Raw genomic sequence first — 20417 nt, forward strand, 5'->3', positions numbered from 1 at the left:
CTTCAAAACCTCTTAAACAGCAACTATGACTATAACTGCGACTAAAATCCGCTTCTGTCATCAGACATGGCAATTAGAATCTCCTGTACAATTTGTTCAACATAACGACGAAGTGACTTATGTCGTAACAGAGGCAACACCTTTTCATCCGGTAAGTCACATTTGGCCAGATCACCCCGCAGATAAAGGCGTTATTCAGGTAAACGGAGAAACGGTTGAGGTGATCGACTGTCAGGTTGGAGCTGTGGAGCAAGCTACCAATATACTGTATGTCGGAACGACAATTCCTGTAAAACGGGATACAGAAGGTTGGGCGTTTGTTGTAGTGCATGTATTACCAAGAACAGAATCTCTGAAGTCTGGAACTACGGTCACCTTGCAAGTCGACAAAACCTATCAGCTTGCACTGAGCCGCGGCCATAGTGCAGGGCATTTGGCCTACTTAGCCCTAAATAAAGTTCTGGCCGAAGCGTATTGGCGTAAAGATGCCGATCGCAAAGACCCTCATGGCAACTATGACTTCAACAGCTATGCTCAGGAGAGTAGTTTTGTGACGCCTGATAAATGTCTGGATACCTACCGTTTAGGTAAAACACTCCGTAAAAGAGGTTTAAACAGCGCAGATATGTTGTCTGACCTTGTTGAGATAGAACATAAGGTAAATGCTCAGTTAGAAGAATGGTTGCTGCGTGATGAGGCGATCATTATCGAGTGCCAAGGCGAAAGTCTTACCGATTCCCGTTATTGGAAATGTGATTTAGGGGAGGGCGACATTGCGGTTATCCCTTGTGGCGGAACGCATGCGAACCGCTTAGGTGAGTTCGAATCTATACTGGTATCATTTATCGAGCAAGGCCCTCAGATTATTGAAATGCACACCGAAGTAAAACCTAATACAGGAAGTTAGATCTTTTTGTGAAATTCTGAGCTTGAATGATTTTTCACTTACGTTCAGGTTTATTGTCTGTTTTAAATTGAAATGCAGAACATGTAACTTATGCTTTCGGTATGTGGTGATATAAATATTCTTTTAGAGGGTGATCGCTGATCAAAAGGGAATTATCCGATGATCAGGGTAAGATCTTTTTAACCAAGTCCTATATAACTGTAAACAGGCTAAAGTGACGCGGATCAACGTTATCGAGCAATTCAACGAGATAAACTAGATAAAAGTAATTTGAAAGGTGGAAGTAAAATGCAACAGAACATCTGTCCGACTTGTAACGTCGAATTAGAGTGGACGGGTCAGTATCACTGTAATCAGTGCGACTCGGATTTCAGAAAGGTAGGGTTTTGTCCTGATTGCGATGCTGAGCTAGAAAAACTTCAGGCTTGTGGAGCCGCGAATTACTTCTGCAATACCTGCAATGAACTCAAATCAAAATCCAGGGTTCGGTTTGAGTTTCAAAAGATCAGTTAACAGTAGAACGAATCTCGCCATCGGCTAAACGGGTGACTAACAGGTCGCCCGTTTTCACCTCTTCAGCCTGAGTAATCACTTTGCCTTGCTCAGTCTGGGTGATCGAATAGCCACGCTTCAAGGTGGCAAGAGGGCTGACCGTATCTAGCTTTTCTGCGGCAATAGCCAGTTGGTGACGCATGGTTAGTAACTTACGATCCATCGCATCCATTAGCTTTTGTTCTGCACGTTCTAACTTCGATTTCTGCTCAGCTAATTGCTTTACAGGAGAGTTTAACTGCAGACGATAATGTTTGCGCTCAACCGCTTGTTGGCGGGTATCAATAAATCGCTGCATTGCTCTTCGCAGACGTGTATCCAGCTCGTCGAGTTGCTGAGACTGACGTTGTAGCTGATAGTTTGGATGCTGACGTTCTAAACGGTGGAGCAGTTTTGTGCTTTGTTGCCTTTGTGTCGCTAAGTAGTAACGCATTGCGCTGGCTAGCTTATGCTGGCGGGTAATGAGAGCCTGGTCTTTATGGCTGTTGTCACGGCTTACCAGTTCAGCGGCTGCCGAAGGTGTTGGAGCCCGTACATCAGCAACAAAGTCGGCAATGGTCACATCGACTTCGTGTCCAACAGCACTGATGATCGGAATCTGGCTAGCCACGATCGTACGTGCAAGTATCTCATTATTAAAGCACCATAAGTCCTCTAAAGAGCCACCGCCACGACCGACAATCAATACATCACATTCATTGCGGCTGTTAGCACGGCCGATCGCCTGAGCAATCTGTATGGCAGCATCTTCTCCCTGAACCATGGTTGGGTATATCACAACCGGAAGCGAAGGATCACGACGTTTTAACACATCAAGAATATCGTAAAGTGCGGCTCCGGTTTTGGAAGTGATGACACCAACGCATTTCGGGTGCTCAGGCAAGGTGAGCTTGTTTGTCTGGGCAAACAAACCTTCTGCGGCCAGCTTCATCTTGAGCTCTTCGAACTCTTGCTGTAGACGACCATCACCTTCCGGCTGCATACTCTCGATAATAAGCTGGTAGTCACCTCGTGGCTCATACAGAGACAGGCGGGCTTTGACTAAAACTTGATTACCGTTGGCAGGTTTGAAAGTGACGCGACGATTGTTACCACGGAACATGGCACATTTAACTTGAGCACGGGAATCTTTAAGAGTGAGGTACCAGTGTCCCGAGACCGGAGCTGAGAAATTGGAGATCTCTCCGATAAGCCAGACGACACCCATTTCATTTTCCAACAACAGACGGACTTCTGCATTAAGACGGGAAACAGTGAAAATGTTTTGATTGGTCTGGGAGAGCACAGCTAATCTCGTAGACGTGAGTATGGAAGTTAGCGGCAATATAATACATAGCAAGGGGGTAAATGCAAGAAAAAAATTAAAAAATTTGTAGTCAAGCGATTGCGTTAACCGTATAATCCCTCCGCAATATCTAATCCAAATGTAGCTTGTAAACAAAAACTCGCTGCCCTCATTATGCGAAACGATGAGACTTTGGATTGTTTTTTTTACTCCTCTAATTGTGAGATATTGCAAATGCTAAGAATTGCCAAAGAAGCGCTGACATTCGACGACGTACTGCTAGTGCCAGCACACTCCACCGTTCTCCCAAACACAGCTGATCTTCGCACTCAGCTGACGAAAAATATTGCTCTGAATATTCCGATGATTTCTGCGTCTATGGATACAGTGACGGAAGCTCGTTTAGCTATCGCACTTGCGCAGGAAGGCGGTATTGGCTTTATCCACAAGAACATGTCTATTGAGCAGCAAGCCGCTGAAGTTCGTAAAGTTAAAAAGTTCGAAGCGGGTGTGGTAACAGATCCTGTAACAGTAAACCCTGACGAAACGATTGCTGATGTAGTTGCACTGACTGAAAAGCACGGCTTCGCTGGTTTCCCTGTAGTAACTGAGCACAACGAACTGGTTGGTATCATCACTGGTCGTGACGTTCGTTTCGTTACAGACCTTTCTAAGAAAGTATCTTCAGTAATGACGCCAAAAGAAAGCCTGGCAGCAGTGAAAGAAGGTGCAACTCGCGCAGAAGTTCAAGAGAAAATGCATGAAGCTCGCGTAGAGAAAGTGCTGGTTGTGAATGATGATTTCAAACTTACCGGTATGATCACAGCGAAAGACTTCCACAAAGCTGAGCGTAAGCCTAACGCATGTAAAGATGAGCGTGGCCGTCTGCGTGTAGGTGCTGCAGTTGGTGCTGGTGCAGGTAACGAAGAACGCGTTGCAGCATTAGTTGAAGCGGGCGTTGATGTATTACTTATTGACTCTTCACACGGTCACTCTGAAGGTGTTCTGAATCGTATTCGCGAAACTCGCGCAGCATACCCAGATCTCGACATCATCGGTGGTAACGTAGCAACTGGTGCCGGCGCTAAAGCACTTATTGAAGCGGGCGTAAGCGCAGTAAAAGTTGGTATCGGCCCAGGCTCTATTTGTACGACTCGTATTGTAACCGGTGTGGGTGTTCCTCAAATCACAGCAATCGCAGATGCGGCTGAAGTTGCGAACGAATACGGCATTCCTGTAATTGCTGACGGCGGTATCCGTTTCTCTGGCGATATCTGTAAAGCAATCGTAGCTGGCGCATCATGTGTGATGGTTGGTTCTATGTTTGCAGGTACTGAAGAAGCTCCGGGTGAAGTGATTCTTTACAACGGACGTTCATACAAAGCTTACCGCGGCATGGGTTCTCTGGGCGCAATGTCTCAAGGTTCTTCTGACCGTTACTTCCAGTCTGATAATGCAGCAGACAAGCTTGTTCCTGAAGGTATCGAAGGTCGTATCGCATACAAAGGCCGCCTAAAAGAGATCGTACACCAACAAATGGGTGGTCTACGTTCAAGCATGGGTCTGACAGGTTCTGCAACTATCGAAGATATGCGTACTAAAGCTGAATTTGTACGTATTTCTGGCGCAGGTATGCAAGAGTCTCACGTACACGATGTTCAGATCACTAAGGAAGCACCAAACTACCGTCTAGGTAACTAATAGCCCGACGTAAACGTTTGCTTTTTCCTTGAAGCATTAATAAGAGGCGAGTACACTCGCCTCGGTTTTAATCACTTAGCCTAAAAAAGACTGCTCAAAATGACTAAAAATATCCATGACCAACGTATTCTGATCTTGGACTTCGGTTCTCAGTACACTCAATTAGTTGCTCGCCGCGTACGTGAAATCGGCGTTTACTGTGAACTGTGGAGCTGGGATGTAGAAGAAGCGGATATTCGTGAATTCAACCCAGATGGCATCATCCTGTCTGGTGGCCCTGAAAGCGTTACGGAAGAGAACTCTCCTCGCGCACCTCAATACGTATTTGACTCAGGTGTTCCTGTACTTGGTGTATGTTACGGCATGCAGACCATGGCAGAACAGTTAGGTGGTCGAGTAGCTGGCTCAAACGAGCGTGAATTTGGCTACGCACAGGTTAAAGTTTCTGGTGAATCTGCACTGTTTAAAGATCTGGAAGCGACGCAAGATGTTTGGATGAGCCACGGCGATAAAGTAGTAGAAATTCCGGCAGACTTCGTAAAAGTTGGTGAGACAGAGACTTGTCCTTACGCAGCTATGGCGAACGAAGAGAAGAAATACTACGGCGTTCAGTTCCACCCAGAAGTTACGCACACAAAACAAGGTCTACAAATGCTAGAGAACTTTGTTCTTGGCGTATGTGGTTGTGAACGTCTTTGGACATCGGAATCGATCATCGAAGACGCTGTTGCTCGCATTAAAGAGCAAGTGGGTGATGACGAAGTGATCCTGGGCCTTTCTGGCGGTGTGGATTCATCCGTTGTTGCTATGCTGGTGCACCGTGCGATTGGCGATAAACTAACGTGTGTATTCGTGGATAACGGCCTGCTACGTTTAAACGAAGGTCAGCAGGTAATGGATATGTTTGGCGACAAGTTCGGTCTGAACATCATCAAAGTTGATGCAGAAGACCGTTTCCTTGACGCGCTGAAAGGCAAGTCAGATCCGGAAGACAAGCGTAAGACCATTGGTCACGTGTTCGTAGACGTATTCGATGAAGAATCGAAGAAGCTGAAAAACGCGAAATGGTTGGCTCAGGGTACAATTTACCCGGACGTAATCGAGTCAGCTGCTTCCAAGACGGGTAAAGCACACGTGATCAAATCGCACCATAACGTGGGCGGTCTGCCTGAAGATATGGAAATGGGTCTGGTTGAGCCATTACGTGAGCTGTTCAAAGACGAAGTTCGTAAGATCGGTCTGGAGCTAGGTCTTCCGTACAACATGCTTTACCGCCACCCGTTCCCGGGGCCAGGTCTGGGTGTTCGCGTTCTTGGCGAGATCAAGAAAGAGTACTGCGACTTACTACGTCGTGCTGACGCTATCTTCATTGAAGAGCTTCACGCAGCTGATCTGTACAACAAAGTTTCTCAAGCGTTCACTGTATTCCTACCAGTCCGTTCTGTTGGTGTAATGGGTGACGGTCGTAAGTATGATTGGGTTGTTTCTCTGCGTGCAGTAGAAACTATCGACTTCATGACTGCGCATTGGGCACACCTGCCATATGACTTCCTGGGTAAGGTTTCTAACCGCATTATCAACGAAGTTGATGGCATTTCGCGTGTTGTTTACGACATTTCTGGTAAGCCGCCAGCGACAATCGAATGGGAATAATCCTCTTCGGTACCGTTTGTTAAACCAGCCTTCGGGCTGGTTTTTTATTGTCTTCACTTCGTCAGGCTCTGACTCAGACACTGCTTTATTATCATGTTTTTTGCCCAGAATGTTTTTGAAGCAGGTAAACATTTTACTGTAACGGCCAAGTTTCAGTGCGCTTAGCGAGGTTATGTTCACTCGCAAGTTGACGTTCGCTAACCCTAGTGTTCGTGAATCTTTTTCTTCCTTTATCTACCCTTTTATTACTTTTAACACAAGGACTTAAAGATGAAGAGAAGAAGTTATGTCACTGCATTAGCAATGCTGACAGCGGCTCCGACTGCCTGGGCTGCAATGAATATTCAGCCCGACCCTGAGAACCCGACAGGCTATATTATTTCTCGTGCTGATGTCGAGGCGGTGGAACAACAGAAAACCGCTGACCCAATGTACCAGATCTGGTCGCAAGCGCTTCGTACCGCTCCGAACACGTTAGTTGAAGCGATTGAGCCGGGCAGTGTATCGAATCCGGATAACGTTAAGCGTGCAGAGAAGGTCTTTCCAGAGGCTGAATGGGATTTCCTTACCCATATGGCTGCTCCTGAATATACCTACACTCGATTCTTGCGTGCAATCGGTAAGTTCCCTGCGTTTTGTGCGGAGTACACTGATGGCCGCGATTCTGATGCGATTTGTAAACGTTCAATTGTCACAGCCTTTGCTCACTTTGCTCAGGAGACTGGCGGACATATTTCAATCGGCAATGTGTCTGATAACCCACTTGCGTTAGAAGAGTGGCAGCAAGCGTTAGTGCACGTACGTGAAATGGGCTGGTCTGAAGGTCAGGCTGGGTACACGACGGGTTGCGGTCAGAATGACTGGCAAAACAAGAAGTGGCCATGTGCCGCAGGACAAGGCTATTTTGGCCGTGGTGCTAAGCAGCTTTCTTATCACTTTAACTATGGTGCTTTCTCCGAGGTAATGTTTGACGGAGATGCCACTGTACTGCTCAATAATCCTGGTTTGGTTGCAGATTCCTGGCTGAACTTGGCTTCTGCTATATGGTTCTTCCTGACGCCTCAAGCGCCTAAACCTGCGATGCTGCATGTTATTGATCGTACCTGGGTTCCGTCTCAGCGCGAAATCGATGCAGGTATCGGTTACGGTTTCGGCACCACGATCAATATCATCAATGGCGGTATTGAGTGTGGCGCGCAAAATAAAGACAAAGGGCAGCCGGTTAACCGTATACGGTACTGGGAAGGATTATCTGAGCATTATCAGATCCCGATTGAAGCCGATGAGCAGAACACCTGCTGGCAGCAAACGCCTTACGGTAGCCTGAACCTTAACGGAGCGACCGATGTGCTTTACACCAACTGGGATGGCAACTGGAAGTATTATTCAGACCGCCCCGGTGGCTACTCGTTTGAGTGTGAGCTGGTGGGATTCCAGACGGCGTATTCTGCACTTGTCCCGGGTGATTACGAGAAGTGTGTTACGAACCTATATGAATCGCACTCCAGCTGGCCAGAAGTACGTGTAGTTGATGAGCTTGTGGTTGTTGATCCTGTTGAACCACCAGTTGATGGTGTTGCAGCCTGGGACGCAAGTAAAGTTTATACCGGGGGCGAACAGGTGTCTTACTCAGGTGCAGTATATGAGGCGAAGTGGTGGTCTCAGGGGAATGAGCCGACCGCAGGCGACCCGTGGAAGCTAGTGTCAGGCACGCCGACAACAGAACCTGAAACTCCCATTACTGAGCCTGAAACACCGGTTACCGAACCAGAGACACCAGTCACTGAACCGGAAACGCCTGTGACTGAACCAGAGCAGCCTGTTAGTAGTGATTTCATCACCTGGGAACCTGGCGTCACTCAAGTTGCGAACGGAGATAAAGTGACTTACCAGGGTAAATGTTTTGTGGCTAAAAATGGACCGGGTACGTGGGAAACTCCACGACAGAGTAACTGGTTCTGGGATGAGATTTCCTGCCAGTAATGACATTTAGCCTTACTTCCGACCCCGCTTATTAGTGGGGTCTTCTTATTTATAGCGTGAATGTTTATGGAATCTAAGTTTTCAATAACGGCTTTTCTCTTTTCCATTAGCCTCCATTAAAATTTGCACGCATTTTGTATCAACTTTTTTTAAGGTATCAGTACATGTCGACAAAACTGGCTAACCCAGCGCCGCTAGGTCTTATGGGTTTCGGTATGACCACAATTCTGCTTAACATTCACAATGCAGGATTTTTCCCAATGGACTCTATGATTCTGGCGATGGGCATCTTCTATGGTGGCTTAGGTCAAGTTATCGTTGGCATTATGTGCTACAAGCGTGGCGATACGTTTGGTACAACCGCATTCACTTCTTACGGTTTGTTCTGGTTAACTTTGGTAGGTCTTATTGTAATGCCTCACATGGGGCTGCCAGCTAGCCCAGCAAGCTTTATGGGTTGGTATCTAGCCTTGTGGGGTATCTTTACTGGTTTCATGTTTATCGGCTCTCTGTGCTACCCGACAGCCAAACAGGTTGTATTTGGCTCGCTAACCATCTTGTTCTTCCTGCTTGCAGCTCGTGACTTTACTGGTAGTGAGTTCATCGGAACAGTCGCTGGCTTTGAAGGGATCTTCTGTGGTGCTAGTGCCATTTACTTCGCAATGGCACAAGTACTGAACAACGAGTTTGGTCGTGAAGTTCTGCCGGTTGGCAAAGCCAAAATTGCTCGCAAAGTTGAAGCTTTAGCGACAGCCTAAATCGTAAACCTTAAACCGGATGGTACAGGCGGATCTCCTAAGATCCGCCTATTTATTACCAGGACGTAAGCAAGTGGGAATTTTCTGATTTACGGTTTATCGTGATTCAAATCGGGCTTTTTCTTGAAAGATGACTCATTATTGGATTACCCCATATACAACGAGTTACATCTTATGAAAAAACATCTAGCGTTTATTCTCTCACTCGCCATTGCGGTGCTTTCATTTCCGACTTCAGCCCTAGTTAGCGATCCATTACCTTCTTGGAATGATGGAGAGGCCAAGGACGCCATTATCCACTTTGTCAATGATGTAACTGACGCAGACTCTGCCAATTATGTTGCCCCTGAAGATCGTATCGCTACTTTTGATAACGACGGAACGTTATGGTCTGAAAAGCCAATGTATTTCCAGTTACTATTCGCCATTGATCAAATTAAAGTTCAGGCAAAAGACCATCCGGAATGGAAAACGACAAAGCCATATTCCTTAGTGTTAAGCGGCCAGATTGATAAGTTGACAACAGAAGATCTGATGGAGTTAGTGAAGCAAACGCACACGGGCATGAGCAGCGATGAATTTACTGAAATAGTGAAGAGCTGGATAAGCGCTTCCAAACATCCGGTAACCGGTAAGCCATATACAGACATGGTTTTCCAACCAATGTTAGAAGTACTGGATTATCTGCAAGATAACGGGTTTAAAAATTTTATCGTTTCAGGTGGCGGTAATGCCTTCATGCGCGCCTGGGCAACGGAAGTCTATAACATTCCACCTGAACGTATCATCGGCACCCGACTCTCGACGGAGTTTGTCAACGTAGGCGGAAACTATCAAATCAATCGTGTACCTGGTATCGATGTGAATAATGATAAAACAGAAAAACCGCTGCAAATTTATCAACATATCGGTAAGCGCCCAATTGCTTCCTTTGGTAATTCTGATGGTGATTTACAGATGCTGCAATGGACAACGTCGGGAACTGGAGCACGCTTGGCTATGTATGTTCATCACACAGATAAGGAACGAGAATGGGCATACGACAGACAATCAAGCATCGGTACACTTGATAAAGGGCTGGATGAAGCAAGAGAAAAAGGCTGGCTGGTTGTTGATATGAAAAATGACTGGAGACAAATCTTTCCGTCCAAATAACGGGAGAGACTAACGACAATAAAAAAGGGCCAGCGAATTGCTGGCCCTTGTCGTTGTGTAATGCTGTATTTATTTTTGTAGTTTTAGAATGAACCTTCTTCAGCAGTTTTGGTTGTTTCAACTGCTTCAGTCTCGGCTGATTTACCTGTCTTACGCTTGTATTTCTCTTCCCAGTAGTCGGCACCTTTAATACCTAGTGCTACCGGATTGAACGTATATTCAGTCACGCCTTGTTTCTGCTGCTGTTCATAGTCAGTCAGCGCTTTAAGTGCTGGTTTAGACATGAAGAAGATGATCAGAATACCGACAATGTTCAGCCAAGCCATCAAGCCAACACCTACGTCACCCATCGCCCAGGCAAGGTTCGCAGTTTTCACCGTTCCGTAGAATACCGCAGACAGCAGAATCAGTTTCAGAATAAACATCAGGCCATCGATTTTAAACGTACGACGAATGTAAGCGATGTTTGTTTCTGCGATGTAGTAGTAAGCCAAGATGGTTGTAAATGCGAAGAAGAACAGAGCAATAGCAACGAACGGTTTGCCCACTCCAGGAAGTGCACTTTCGATTGCCATCTGAGTAAATACTGGGCCGTTAGCACCAATGTCTGCAGGCAGGTTCTGTACCAGGAACGCGCCTTCTACTGCACCGTGAACGTTGTAAGCACCTGTGATAAGGATCATGAACGCGGTTGCTGAACAAACCAGCAGCGTATCGATGTAGATAGAGAACGATTGAACCAGACCTTGCTGAGCTGGGTGGTCAACACTTGCTGCTGCCGCAGCGTGAGGACCTGTACCCTGACCGGCTTCGTTAGAGTAAACACCACGTTTTACACCCCAGCCGATTGCTGCACCGATGCCCGCCATTGGCGTGAATGCGTCACCAATGATCATGCCGAAGATGCGTGGAACTTCGCCAATGTTCAGAAGGATGATTACAAATGCTGTTACGATGTAAGCCAAAGCCATGAAAGGAACAACGATTTGGGTAAAGTTTGCGATACGTTTTACACCACCAAAGATGATGAAAGCGAGAATGACACAAACAACCGTACCAGTGAAAATTTTAGCAAAACTGATAGTACCGATAGCGGTTTCGATCATGTCACCAGAACCGAATGCCGCTTCAACCGCGTTACCGATACTGTTTGACTGAACGCCTGGCAGTAGCACACCACACGCAAAGATAGTCGAGATAGCAAAGATCCAAGCGTACCATTTTTGTCCCATTGCTTTTTCAATGTAGTAAGCCGGACCACCACGGAATTCGCCTTCATCTTCTTCTTTGTAGATTTGCGCAAGGGTAGATTCTGCGTAAGCAGTTGCCGCACCAAAGAACGCAACAACCCACATCCAGAATACCGCACCCGGACCACCAAAGCCGATAGCGGCAGCAACACCTGCAATGTTACCTGTACCTACACGGCCAGATAGCGATACGGCAAGCGCCTGAAATGATGAAATCCCTTTTTTAGAACTCTTTCCTGATAGCAATAGACGCCACATTTCAAAGAAGTGACGAACTTGTACGAAACGAGTCATGATGGAATAAAATAAACCAGCACCCAGGCACAAGTAGATCAGTACCGGGCTCCAGATTATTCCATTCAAAAAATCAACTAATGACTGCATGAGTATTTTCCCTGTTAGTTGTGTTTGCGGTTATTTTCCAAACAATACATTACCTTTTTTTGTAACGTAATTGTTAACCTTTTTGGCTTAAAATCCTTAGTAGCGTGATGGTGTACACAGAATAGATAACTCTCCTTAATATCTTCTTACCATTATCATATATGTGATTGGTTGAGTTAAAATTCCCTTTTTGATTAATTTTGCAGCAGATTGTTATTTGAATGCACGCTAAATCTGATAAGTTCAAAATGCTGACATATATGCGCTTAGTGGTATTATTGGCTATTAATTGTTCAAGCGTAACGGAACAAGTTCAGCTCTGATGGCTCTATAACTTTTGTTGTTTTCCCTGCCATAATGTTTGCCAGTAACTGGCCGGATCCACAAGCCATTGTCCAGCCAAGAGTGCCATGCCCTGTATTGGTAAAGAGGTTCTCGTAAGGCGTTGCGCCAATGATAGGCGTACCATCTGGTGTCATAGGTCTGAAACCTGTCCAGAATTCAGCCTGACTAAAATCGCCACTACGTGGGAACAGGTCGCGGATCACCATCTCAATCGTGTTCTTTCTCTTCTGTGGTATCGAGCCATCAAATCCTGCTAGTTCGGCGGTTCCTGCGACGCGAATTCTGTCATCAAAGCGAGTCATCGCGACTTTGTAAGTCTCATCCATTACTGTCGAACGTGGCGCATATTGCTCGTTTTCGATTGGCATAGTAAGTGAGTAGCCTTTAACCGGGTAAACCGGGATATTAATATCAAGTTGTCTGAGCAGAGCGGTAGAGTAGCTTCCTGACGCCAGTACAAACTGGTCGGCTTTGAATAATCCGCGGTTGGTTTGGACACCTGTGACCTTTTTCCCCTCGGTAACCCAATTGCTTATTTCAGTATTGAACTCAAACTTCACGCCATGAGCTTTTGCCAGCTCCGTCAGTTGCTGGCAGAACTGGAAACAGTCACCGGTTTCATCATCCGGCAGATACAAACCACCAACAATCTTTTCTTTTACCAGAGCAAGGCCCGGCTCCTGCTTGATGCATTGTTCGACATCCATCAACTCGAAACGCGTGCCGCTTTGTTCAAGCAGTTTGATGTCTTTTTCAATTGCTTTTAACTGCTGCTCGGTACGAAAGACCTGTAAGGTGCCGAACTGACGTCCCTGATAATCAATTGTATGTTCTTTACGCAACTGCTCCAAGCAGGCACGGCTGTGATTCGCAATAGAGAGCATACGGGCTTTGTTTACCTGATAGCGTGGCAACGTGCAGTTCGCGACCATTTTTGATGCCCAGCTGATCATATCTGAGCTTAACGTAGGTTTAATTTTTAGCGGTGCATGCTCTTCCATTAACCATTTAATAGCTTTGAGCGGAATCCCCGGAGCAGCCCAGGGAGATGAATACCCGTAGGAGATTTGTCCCGCGTTAGCAAAACTGGTTTCCATCGCACTGCTTGGCTGACGATCGATAACCGTTACCTGATAGCCTGCCTGAGATAAATACCAAGCAGACGTTAAACCGATAACTCCGCTACCTAATACGATGACTTCCATGTATGAACTCCACTCATTTATCAATTGCGGCTAGTTTCTTTTGCTTACCTTTTGTTAACAATCGATATAAATTACACATAGAGTTTAGGAAAACTATAGGCTTAAGGATGAGAAGTAATGTGATAAGCGGTTTGTGGCTTTTTTTTCAAGTTGCAGAACATACCAGTTTTACTAGTGCTGCCAGAAAACTGCACCTGACAACAGGGGCGGTAAGTCAGCAAATAATTCATTTAGAACAAGCATTAGGTTTTAATCTATTTGAACGCCACTCGCGAGGAATTCGTTTAACAGACAAAGGAACTCAACTACAGCAGGCAGCGCAATTTCATTTTTCTGAACTGGGAAAACTGCTCGATGAACTAAAAGCCGATAAGCAGAACAATGAGATTAAGTTAAAGCTGACGCCGTCATTTGCTTTCAAATGGCTAGTGCCGAAGCTGGAGAGCTTTCATCTGGAACATCCGGAGATACAAGTGCAAATCTTTGCCGAAGTGGCGCTGGTTAACAGTGATTTGAAAGATTACGATGTCGCCATCGACTACGGACTGCATCCATATAAACATAAAGACGCCGAGTTGCTCTTAGATGAGCAGTTGTTGCCAGTCATGAGCCCTAAATACCTTGAGGATCATCAGTGGCTAAAAGCTGCTTTAGATAACGATGAGCCTTTGTCATCAATGGAGCAGTGGAAAGATGCCACTCTGTTACATGACGCACTGCCGTGGGATAAAGCCACACGTGATTACGAGTGGTTATTCTGGGCTTCAGCCATGGGGTTGAATTTTAAAACAGATGTCGGGCATTTCTTTAACCGCACCGATATGGCAATGTCAGCGGCTGAAGCAGGAGTCGGCATAGCAATGGCCAGGATGGCACTAATAGAAGATGAACTGATTACCCAACGCCTGGTTTCTCCCTTTAAGCCAGTCCCCGCCAATGCCGGTTATTATTTGATCATGAATACCAAAAGTGAATCAACTGAGCGATTCAGACAATGGTTATCGAGACAAATAGACCCGTAATTTTAGGTTAGCCTTGAAAATAATACGCCTTTCATTTACTGGCTCGATTAATTGACTTAAATATCATTAAGTTCCTTGATTTTGTATGACCGAAACCATACCATCCGGCATGTTGTTAAATATTTGTTGTGATTGCTAATGCTTTGATTCTGGTTTTGTGTCCTGCCAGAGTGGAAATAGTAATAGGAATCCTATTCTGAACAGGGAGTCGTAATGAAGTTCAGTACTAAAGTTAAAGGTTGGATTGTTGTTGCGAGTATTGTTCCGGTATTGGTTGCTCTGCTTGTTTCTGTCTATTCATCGACACAAAGCCTTAATGCGTTAAATGAAGATCGTTTAATTGCACTTCGAGATACCAAACAAGCTCGTCTTGATGAGTTGTTCCAACGCTATCGAAACAATACGACGGTGGTTGCGCAGGTTGCTTCAGCGAACATCGAACAATTATTCAGTGATGATTTTCATCGCCTTCTTACAGACTTAAATAACCAACTGGATTTCTACGATATTTTTGTTGTCGACGAAGCCGGTGACATTATCTACACCGTGGCTCGGGAAGCGGATTATCAGACTAATTTGCTCAACGGAATATACGCAAATTCCGGTTTAGGTGAGCTTTATCGAGCGATACGTTCAGGTAAGCCTTTTGCAGCCGTCGACTTCACTCCTTATGCCCCGTCTAATGGTGATCCAGCCGCGTTTCTTGGGGTTCCTATTGTTGTGAAAGGTGAACGTTGGATGGTTGCCACCCAAATGTCCACTGAAGGCGTTAATTTGTTGATGAATTTACGCAGTGGTATGGGGGAATCCGGAGAGACCTACCTCGTCGGCTCTGACTTTAGAATGCGCTCAGATTCTTTTCTCGATCCTATCGGTCGTACTATTCAGGCTTCCTTTGCGGGAACAGTAGAAAAGAATGGGGTAAATAGTGAAGCCGTGAAACGTGCGTTAGCCGGAGAATCTGGTGTTGCTACGATTATTGATTACAACGGTAATCCTGTGGTGTCAGCATTCGCTCCGATTGATATGTACGGACATCGTTGGGCGCTGTTATCGGAAATTGATGTAGCTGAAGCTGAGCTACCTATTAGTGAACTTATGACACGTAATGGCATCGTATTGCTGTTCGCAATTTTCGGCGGAATAGGAGTGTCACTGGCCGTGACCCGAGCGGTGATGAAACCGCTTGGCGGAGAGCCGGAAGAGATGAAGCAGCTGATGGAGCAACTTGCTCAGGGGGATCTGCGATTAAATATTTCCGAGGCAGAAGAAGGAAGCCTTAAGCAAACGCTGAATATCACTGCGAATCATCTGAGTGAGATGATAAGAGACATTAACCAAGCCTCCTCTCAGTTAGCCGCTACCTCAGAAGAGCTGAGCGTGGTAACGGAACAGTCTGAGCAAAGCTTACATGAACAAAATGAGGAACTACAGCAAGCGGTAGAGGCGATCCGCCAGATGACATCGTCGATCAGTGAAGTAGCGGGTAGTGCCAGCGTCGTTTCTATCTCTACAGCGGATGCCAATCAAGATTGCCAGCAAGAGCTAAAGCGCATTATGCAAACAGTTCAAACTGTTGCGGGCCTTGTTGAACAAGTCGATGACGGTAATAACAACGTGGTGCAATTAGCGGAACAAGTTCGAGAAATCAGTACCTTACTGGATGTAATTCGCGGGGTCGCAGATCAAACCAATTTGCTTGCTCTGAATGCGGCTATCGAAGCTGCACGAGCTGGGGAGAGCGGGCGTGGATTCGCGGTCGTCGCCGAGGAAGTTCGCAGCCTAGCACAGCGTACTCAGGTGTCGACAGAGCAAATTGAAGAGATGGTACATCAGGTCAATCAGCAAGCTGCGCAAACTGAATCTATTATTAATAGCTGTAAGTTAGTGGCTGGGCAGACGATGGAACAAGTTCGGGAAACCGGTCAAATGATCGAAGCCGTTGTCGGCACAATGGATCAAATTCATCAGAAAACATCCTCTGTAAGTCAGGCGACAGAAGAGCAAGCAAGAGTCTCAAGTGGCATAGACACGAGCCTTCTGACCATTCAAGACCTTGCGACACAAAATGTTTCAGGGGCTCATGAAACTTCTGCGTCTAGCCGGGAGTTAGCGCGAGTGGCGGTTAACTTAAAAGAAATTGTCGACGCTTTTAAAGTTTAGCAATAATTAACCGCCTCAAATGAGGCGGTTTTTTTATCTATACTGAACGGGTTATTTTAGACATAGATTATGAGTGTCGATGCTGACTACTCCTTCACTCAAATAGAGCTTTGGGTTACCCATAGGCTGTCCTTGATTAAAGCTGTACGCTTTATGTTTTAATCGCTACTTTTCAATGATTTAATTGTTTTTAGTTACCTGTATTCCAAAAGCTCATAGAGGTCGAATTTAATTCCCTTGTTAGATGGCATTTTATTCAACATGATGTGATGAAACGACATTCATCAGGAAGGAATTCATATGTCTTATGTTTTTCATCGCCATTGCCACAACACGTTGCCAGTGATTGAGCGCGGAGAAGGGGTTTACCTGTTTGATAAACAGGGTAAGCAATATCTGGACGGGTGTGGCGGCGCTGCGGTTTCAAATCTTGGTCATAGTCATCAGGCCGTTAAGCTGGCGATGCTGGAACAGATCGAACGAATTCCTTTTGCTCATACCGGTTTTTTCACCAGCGAAAGCGGAGAGCAACTCGCCGAGTTAATTTGTCAGCGCATGCCTGAGCAGTTCAACCATGTATACCTTGTCAGTGGCGGTTCAGAAGCGGTTGAATCAGCACTTAAAATGGCACGCCAGTATTTTGTAGAGTCCGGTAAGCCAGAGAAAAAACACTTCATTGCCCGCCAGCAGAGCTATCACGGAAACACACTCGGCGCGCTGTCTGTCGGGGGAAATGAGTGGCGACGAGAACCATTCAGGCTAATCCTTAACTCAGGTCACCACATCGCTCCTTGTTATGCATACCGTTATCAGAGAAGCGATGAATCTGAGCTGGATTACTCACTGCGCGCGGCCAATGAGTTGGAAGCAAAAATCCTTGAGCTGGGCGCAGAAAATGTCATGGCGTTTATCGCTGAACCGATTGTTGGCGCGACAGCGGGCGCAGTTCCTGCGACGCAAGGTTACTTCAAACGTATCCGGGAAATCTGCGACCAGTATGATGTGCTGCTCATCATGGATGAAGTAATGTGCGGTGTTGGCCGAAGCGGTAGTTTTTTCGCGTTTGAACAAGAGCAGGCAGAGCCTGATTTAGTCTGTATGGCGAAAGGGCTCGGCGCGGGCTATCAGCCGATTGGTGCGGTGGTGGCTAGCGATAAAGTGTACCGGGCGATAGAGTCGGGTAGCGGATTTTTCCAGCATGGCCATACATTTATGGCGCATCCGGTCGCTTGCGCGGCAGCCGTTGCGACAGTCAAAACGATATTCGAACAAGATCTGTTGACCGAAGTGAAGCGGCAAGGGGCTCTGCTGCGTAATGAGCTTGTTACAGCGCTTTCTGACTTACCGTATATCGGTGATATCCGGGGCAAAGGCCTGTTTTTAGGGATTGAGCTGGTGGCTGATAAAGGGAGTAAAGCCCCTTTAAACAGAGCGACTTTGGCTGATAAACAAATCAAACAGCGGTCAATGGAAAATGGTTTAATGTGTTATCCGATGGGCGGCACGATTGATGGCGTTAACGGACACCATATTTTACTGGCCCCTCCTTTCATTATTCAGCCACATCATATTGACGAGCTGGTGGAGAAACTCACACGTACACTCAGCGAGGTATCCCATACATGGCTGTAGAGACTGCACTGAGCAGAGCATCTGTCGCGATTATCGTGGCACCGAATGGCGCGAGAAAGACCAAGCAGGATCACCAGAATCTGCCAATGACCATTGAGGAGCTGGTGGCTGAAGCGCGAGCCTGTCAGGCGGCGGGGGCTGCTATGATACATTTGCATGCCAGAGATATTCACGGCAGGCACTCACTGGAAATTGAGGATAATCTGCCCGTTTATCACGCCGTGAAAGAGGCGGTCGGTGATAAGATGATTGTTCAGCTGACGACAGAAGCGGTCGGGCAGTATTCAGCGCTGCAACAGATGGCGCTGATTAAAGCAGTACGCCCGGAGGCCGCTTCTTTTGCGTTAAGAGAGCTGATTCCTGATGATAAAAGTGAAAAAGCAGCGAGCGACTTTTTCTGCTGGGTTGCCGGGAAGAATATTCTCAGCCAAATCATTCTTTATGATGAAGCGGACATTGAACGTTATTTCCGCTATCGCAGCAGCGGTATATTACCTGATCACAATCAGCATGTGCTGGTTGTGCTCGGGCGATACCATAAAAATCAACAGTCTTCCCCATGGGATTTACACGGCCTGCGTTTAGAGCAGTTCAGACAGGAGGGAATTCGCTGCGCAGTGTGTGCATTTGGCGAAAAAGAGCAGGACTGCCTGACCTCTGCGATGCTGCTCGGTTTAGATGTGCGGGTCGGGTTCGAAAATAACCATCTGGATGCAACTGGAGAACTGGCAAAAAGTAACGCTGCACAAGTAAAAGCGCTAAGCGATATCAGTCAGTTAGTGAATGTACCCTTGGATGATGTGTATAGTCTCAGAGCATCCTTGTCGTAACAGATTTGGTTTCCACCTTTGCAAAGAATCTTCGTTTACTTGTTCTCAGAAACAGAAAAGGCTCCATGGAGCCTCTTATTGTACTTGTCACATTGTCATTATTGTTCTGTCTGAGCTTCTGGCTGGCGTGCTTTGTGTTTGATAAATACCGCTGCAATTGCGGCTATCGCAAGTGCAAAACAGTAATAAGAGTTCGACACAACTTCCAGCGGGGACAAATTAAATACTGAGCCAAGCAGTAGCACCTGAGCGCCGTATGGCAGAATACCCTGTACCACGCAAGAGAAGATATCCAGCAGGCTTGCAGAGCGGCGCGGAGAGACATTGTTCTCTTCCGCTAACTGACGGGCAACGCTGCCTGAAACAATGATTGCTACTGTGTTGTTCGCCGTACAGCCATTAACCATAGAAACCAGACCCGCGATACCCAGTTCGCTTGCACGGCTGTTGGCATGTTTGGAGTGACTAGAGCCGAAGGTCTTGATCATTCTGCTTACCAGGCTGGTCAGGAAAGCAAGACCGCCCTGACGACGCATCAGTTCACTCAGGCCGCCAATCAGCATAGAGAGCAGAAAGATTTCCTGCATGTTACCAAAGCCAGTGTATACATCCTGCGCCATATTCGTCAGACCATAGCCATCGATTGAAGCCAGGCCTACGCCACCAGCTAATAGAATACCAATGGTCAGAACGACAAATACGTTCATACCAGATACGGCTAATACCAGAATTGTTATGTACGGTAGTACTTTAAGCCACTCAACAGGCCCTGCTTCCGGCACTTGGGTTGCTGTGCTGTTGTAAGCGAAAACCACCATCGCAATCAGTGCTGCCGGTATTGCAATACGGACGTTCTCTCTGAATTTATCCTTCATTTCACAGCCCTGAGAGCGCGTTGCCGCGATTGTTGTGTCAGAGATAATTGAAAGGTTATCACCAAACATTGCGCCACTCAGTACAACGCCTGCCGTCATTGGTAAGCTCATTCCCGCTGACTCTGCAATGCCTAATGCGACTGGTGCAACCGCCGCAATTGTCCCCATTGAAGTGCCCATCGAGGTTGCGATAAATGCTGAGATCAGGAAAAGACCCGGTAAGATCATGCTGGTCGGAATTGCGGACAGGCCCAGGTTCACCGTTGCATCTACGCCACCAGACGCTTTTGCTACCGCTGCGAATGCGCCCGCAAGCAGGTAGATCATGCACATCGCGATGATGTCCTGATGACCCACGCCACGCATAAAGTGTTCGATTGACTGTCCGAGCTTATCTTTGCTTAACAGAAAGGCAAGAATGATGGCAGGTAAAACCGCAATTGGCGCTGGCAGTTGATAGAAAGCAAAGTCAACACCTTGCAGCGATAAGTAAGTCCCTACACCGATAAAGAGTGCAAGGAACACAATAAGTGGAATAAGAGCAATTGCTGAAGGTGCAACGGCTTGAGTAGTATGCTGGGAACCGGACATGTAAACGACAAAAATAATCAATGAGAAAGGCGAGCAGACTAATAGCACTGCTGAGTGATGTCAACGTCTAGACGTCTAAATGGCTGGTGGATTTTTGCTTTTGATGTCGTCATTTAACGGGTTTGT

Annotated in this window: 15 protein-coding genes; 11 read left to right on the forward strand and 4 right to left on the reverse strand. The window is 46.5% G+C overall.

The features are described from left to right. The first annotated feature begins 25 nt into the window (after positions 1-25). Together KHN79_RS02955 and KHN79_RS02960 are read left to right on the forward strand one after the other, a co-directional pair. Positions 26-907 carry an alanyl-tRNA editing protein gene (locus KHN79_RS02955; protein WP_182010364.1) on the forward strand — a complete coding sequence of 294 codons (882 nt, stop codon included), beginning with the start codon at positions 26-28 and terminating at the stop codon, positions 905-907. 288 nt (positions 908-1195) lie between these two features. Further along, the gene (locus KHN79_RS02960; protein ID WP_182010365.1) at positions 1196-1420 is read left to right on the forward strand and encodes a zinc ribbon domain-containing protein; all 225 of its coding nucleotides are present in this window, start codon (positions 1196-1198) and stop codon (positions 1418-1420) included. Here KHN79_RS02960 and xseA read toward each other — a convergent pair. Next, positions 1413-2744 (reverse strand): exodeoxyribonuclease VII large subunit, encoded by a 1332-nt coding sequence (gene xseA / locus KHN79_RS02965; protein WP_182010366.1) that lies wholly within the window; start codon positions 2742-2744, stop codon positions 1413-1415. The genes KHN79_RS02960 and xseA overlap by 8 nt on opposite strands. Positions 2745-2978: 234 nt before the next feature. Between xseA and guaB the strand changes: the two genes are divergently transcribed. From guaB to KHN79_RS02990, 5 genes are all read left to right on the forward strand, one after another. Continuing rightward, positions 2979-4445 carry an IMP dehydrogenase gene (guaB, locus tag KHN79_RS02970; RefSeq protein WP_182010367.1) on the forward strand — a complete coding sequence of 489 codons (1467 nt, stop codon included), beginning with the start codon at positions 2979-2981 and terminating at the stop codon, positions 4443-4445. A gap of 99 nt (positions 4446-4544) precedes the next feature. Continuing rightward, entirely contained in the window at positions 4545-6098 is a 1554-nt protein-coding gene (gene guaA, locus KHN79_RS02975) for a glutamine-hydrolyzing GMP synthase (protein WP_182010368.1), read from the forward strand. Between the two features lie 270 nt (positions 6099-6368). Then, entirely contained in the window at positions 6369-8081 is a 1713-nt protein-coding gene (locus tag KHN79_RS02980) for a glycoside hydrolase family 19 protein (RefSeq protein WP_182010369.1), read from the forward strand. Between the two features lie 164 nt (positions 8082-8245). Beyond that, positions 8246-8839 carry an acetate uptake transporter gene (locus KHN79_RS02985; RefSeq protein WP_182010370.1) on the forward strand — a complete coding sequence of 198 codons (594 nt, stop codon included), beginning with the start codon at positions 8246-8248 and terminating at the stop codon, positions 8837-8839. Positions 8840-9013: 174 nt separating this feature from the next. Next, on the forward strand, positions 9014-9994 hold the full coding sequence (locus KHN79_RS02990; RefSeq protein ID WP_182010371.1) for an HAD family hydrolase: 981 nt from the start codon (positions 9014-9016) through the stop codon (positions 9992-9994). An 83-nt stretch (positions 9995-10077) separates the two neighbouring features. On the opposite strand, the gene KHN79_RS02995 is transcribed toward KHN79_RS02990, so the two are convergent. Further along, entirely contained in the window at positions 10078-11628 is a 1551-nt protein-coding gene (locus KHN79_RS02995; RefSeq protein ID WP_182010372.1) for an alanine/glycine:cation symporter family protein, read from the reverse strand. 293 nt (positions 11629-11921) lie between these two features. Then, positions 11922-13178 (reverse strand): D-amino acid dehydrogenase, encoded by a 1257-nt coding sequence (locus KHN79_RS03000; protein ID WP_182010373.1) that lies wholly within the window; start codon positions 13176-13178, stop codon positions 11922-11924. A gap of 107 nt (positions 13179-13285) precedes the next feature. Here KHN79_RS03000 and KHN79_RS03005 point away from each other — a divergent pair, with 107 nt between their 5' ends. The 4 genes from KHN79_RS03005 (at position 13286) to KHN79_RS03020 (ending at position 18825) form a co-directional block, all read left to right on the forward strand. After that, positions 13286-14200 carry a LysR substrate-binding domain-containing protein gene (locus KHN79_RS03005; RefSeq protein WP_182010374.1) on the forward strand — a complete coding sequence of 305 codons (915 nt, stop codon included), beginning with the start codon at positions 13286-13288 and terminating at the stop codon, positions 14198-14200. Positions 14201-14413: 213 nt separating this feature from the next. Next, positions 14414-16363 (forward strand): methyl-accepting chemotaxis protein, encoded by a 1950-nt coding sequence (locus tag KHN79_RS03010; protein WP_182010375.1) that lies wholly within the window; start codon positions 14414-14416, stop codon positions 16361-16363. A 300-nt stretch (positions 16364-16663) separates the two neighbouring features. Beyond that, complete coding sequence (locus tag KHN79_RS03015; RefSeq protein ID WP_182010376.1) at positions 16664-17995, forward strand: aspartate aminotransferase family protein; 1332 nt, start codon at positions 16664-16666, stop codon at positions 17993-17995. Next, positions 17986-18825: a 3-keto-5-aminohexanoate cleavage protein gene (locus tag KHN79_RS03020; protein WP_182010377.1), complete on the forward strand. Its 840-nt coding sequence runs from the start codon at positions 17986-17988 to the stop codon at positions 18823-18825. The genes KHN79_RS03015 and KHN79_RS03020 overlap by 10 nt, the downstream gene beginning before the upstream one ends. A gap of 98 nt (positions 18826-18923) precedes the next feature. Here KHN79_RS03020 and KHN79_RS03025 read toward each other — a convergent pair whose 3' ends face one another. Further along, complete coding sequence (locus KHN79_RS03025) at positions 18924-20291, reverse strand: Na+/H+ antiporter NhaC family protein (protein WP_182010378.1); 1368 nt, start codon at positions 20289-20291, stop codon at positions 18924-18926. Positions 20292-20417: the final 126 nt, after the last annotated feature.

The sequence above is a fragment of the Vibrio sp. B1FLJ16 genome, assembly GCF_905175385.1.
In the GTDB taxonomy this organism is placed as follows: Bacteria; Pseudomonadota; Gammaproteobacteria; order Enterobacterales; family Vibrionaceae; genus Vibrio.

Excerpts from the sequence above, each read along its gene's own strand:
- KHN79_RS02955 (WP_182010364.1), top strand. The coding sequence starts at position 26 with ATGACTATAACTGCGACTAAAATCCGCTTCTGTCATCAGACATGGCAA.
- KHN79_RS02960 (WP_182010365.1), top strand. The coding sequence starts at position 1,196 with ATGCAACAGAACATCTGTCCGACTTGTAACGTCGAATTAGAGTGGACG.
- guaB (WP_182010367.1), top strand. The coding sequence starts at position 2,979 with ATGCTAAGAATTGCCAAAGAAGCGCTGACATTCGACGACGTACTGCTA.
- guaA (WP_182010368.1), top strand. The coding sequence starts at position 4,545 with ATGACTAAAAATATCCATGACCAACGTATTCTGATCTTGGACTTCGGT.
- KHN79_RS02980 (WP_182010369.1), top strand. The coding sequence starts at position 6,369 with ATGAAGAGAAGAAGTTATGTCACTGCATTAGCAATGCTGACAGCGGCT.
- KHN79_RS02985 (WP_182010370.1), top strand. The coding sequence starts at position 8,246 with ATGTCGACAAAACTGGCTAACCCAGCGCCGCTAGGTCTTATGGGTTTC.
- KHN79_RS02990 (WP_182010371.1), top strand. The coding sequence starts at position 9,014 with ATGAAAAAACATCTAGCGTTTATTCTCTCACTCGCCATTGCGGTGCTT.
- KHN79_RS02995 (WP_182010372.1), bottom strand. The coding sequence starts at position 11,628 with ATGCAGTCATTAGTTGATTTTTTGAATGGAATAATCTGGAGCCCGGTA.
- KHN79_RS03000 (WP_182010373.1), bottom strand. The coding sequence starts at position 13,178 with ATGGAAGTCATCGTATTAGGTAGCGGAGTTATCGGTTTAACGTCTGCT.
- KHN79_RS03005 (WP_182010374.1), top strand. The coding sequence starts at position 13,286 with ATGAGAAGTAATGTGATAAGCGGTTTGTGGCTTTTTTTTCAAGTTGCA.
- KHN79_RS03010 (WP_182010375.1), top strand. The coding sequence starts at position 14,414 with ATGAAGTTCAGTACTAAAGTTAAAGGTTGGATTGTTGTTGCGAGTATT.
- KHN79_RS03015 (WP_182010376.1), top strand. The coding sequence starts at position 16,664 with ATGTCTTATGTTTTTCATCGCCATTGCCACAACACGTTGCCAGTGATT.
- KHN79_RS03020 (WP_182010377.1), top strand. The coding sequence starts at position 17,986 with ATGGCTGTAGAGACTGCACTGAGCAGAGCATCTGTCGCGATTATCGTG.
- KHN79_RS03025 (WP_182010378.1), bottom strand. The coding sequence starts at position 20,291 with ATGTCCGGTTCCCAGCATACTACTCAAGCCGTTGCACCTTCAGCAATT.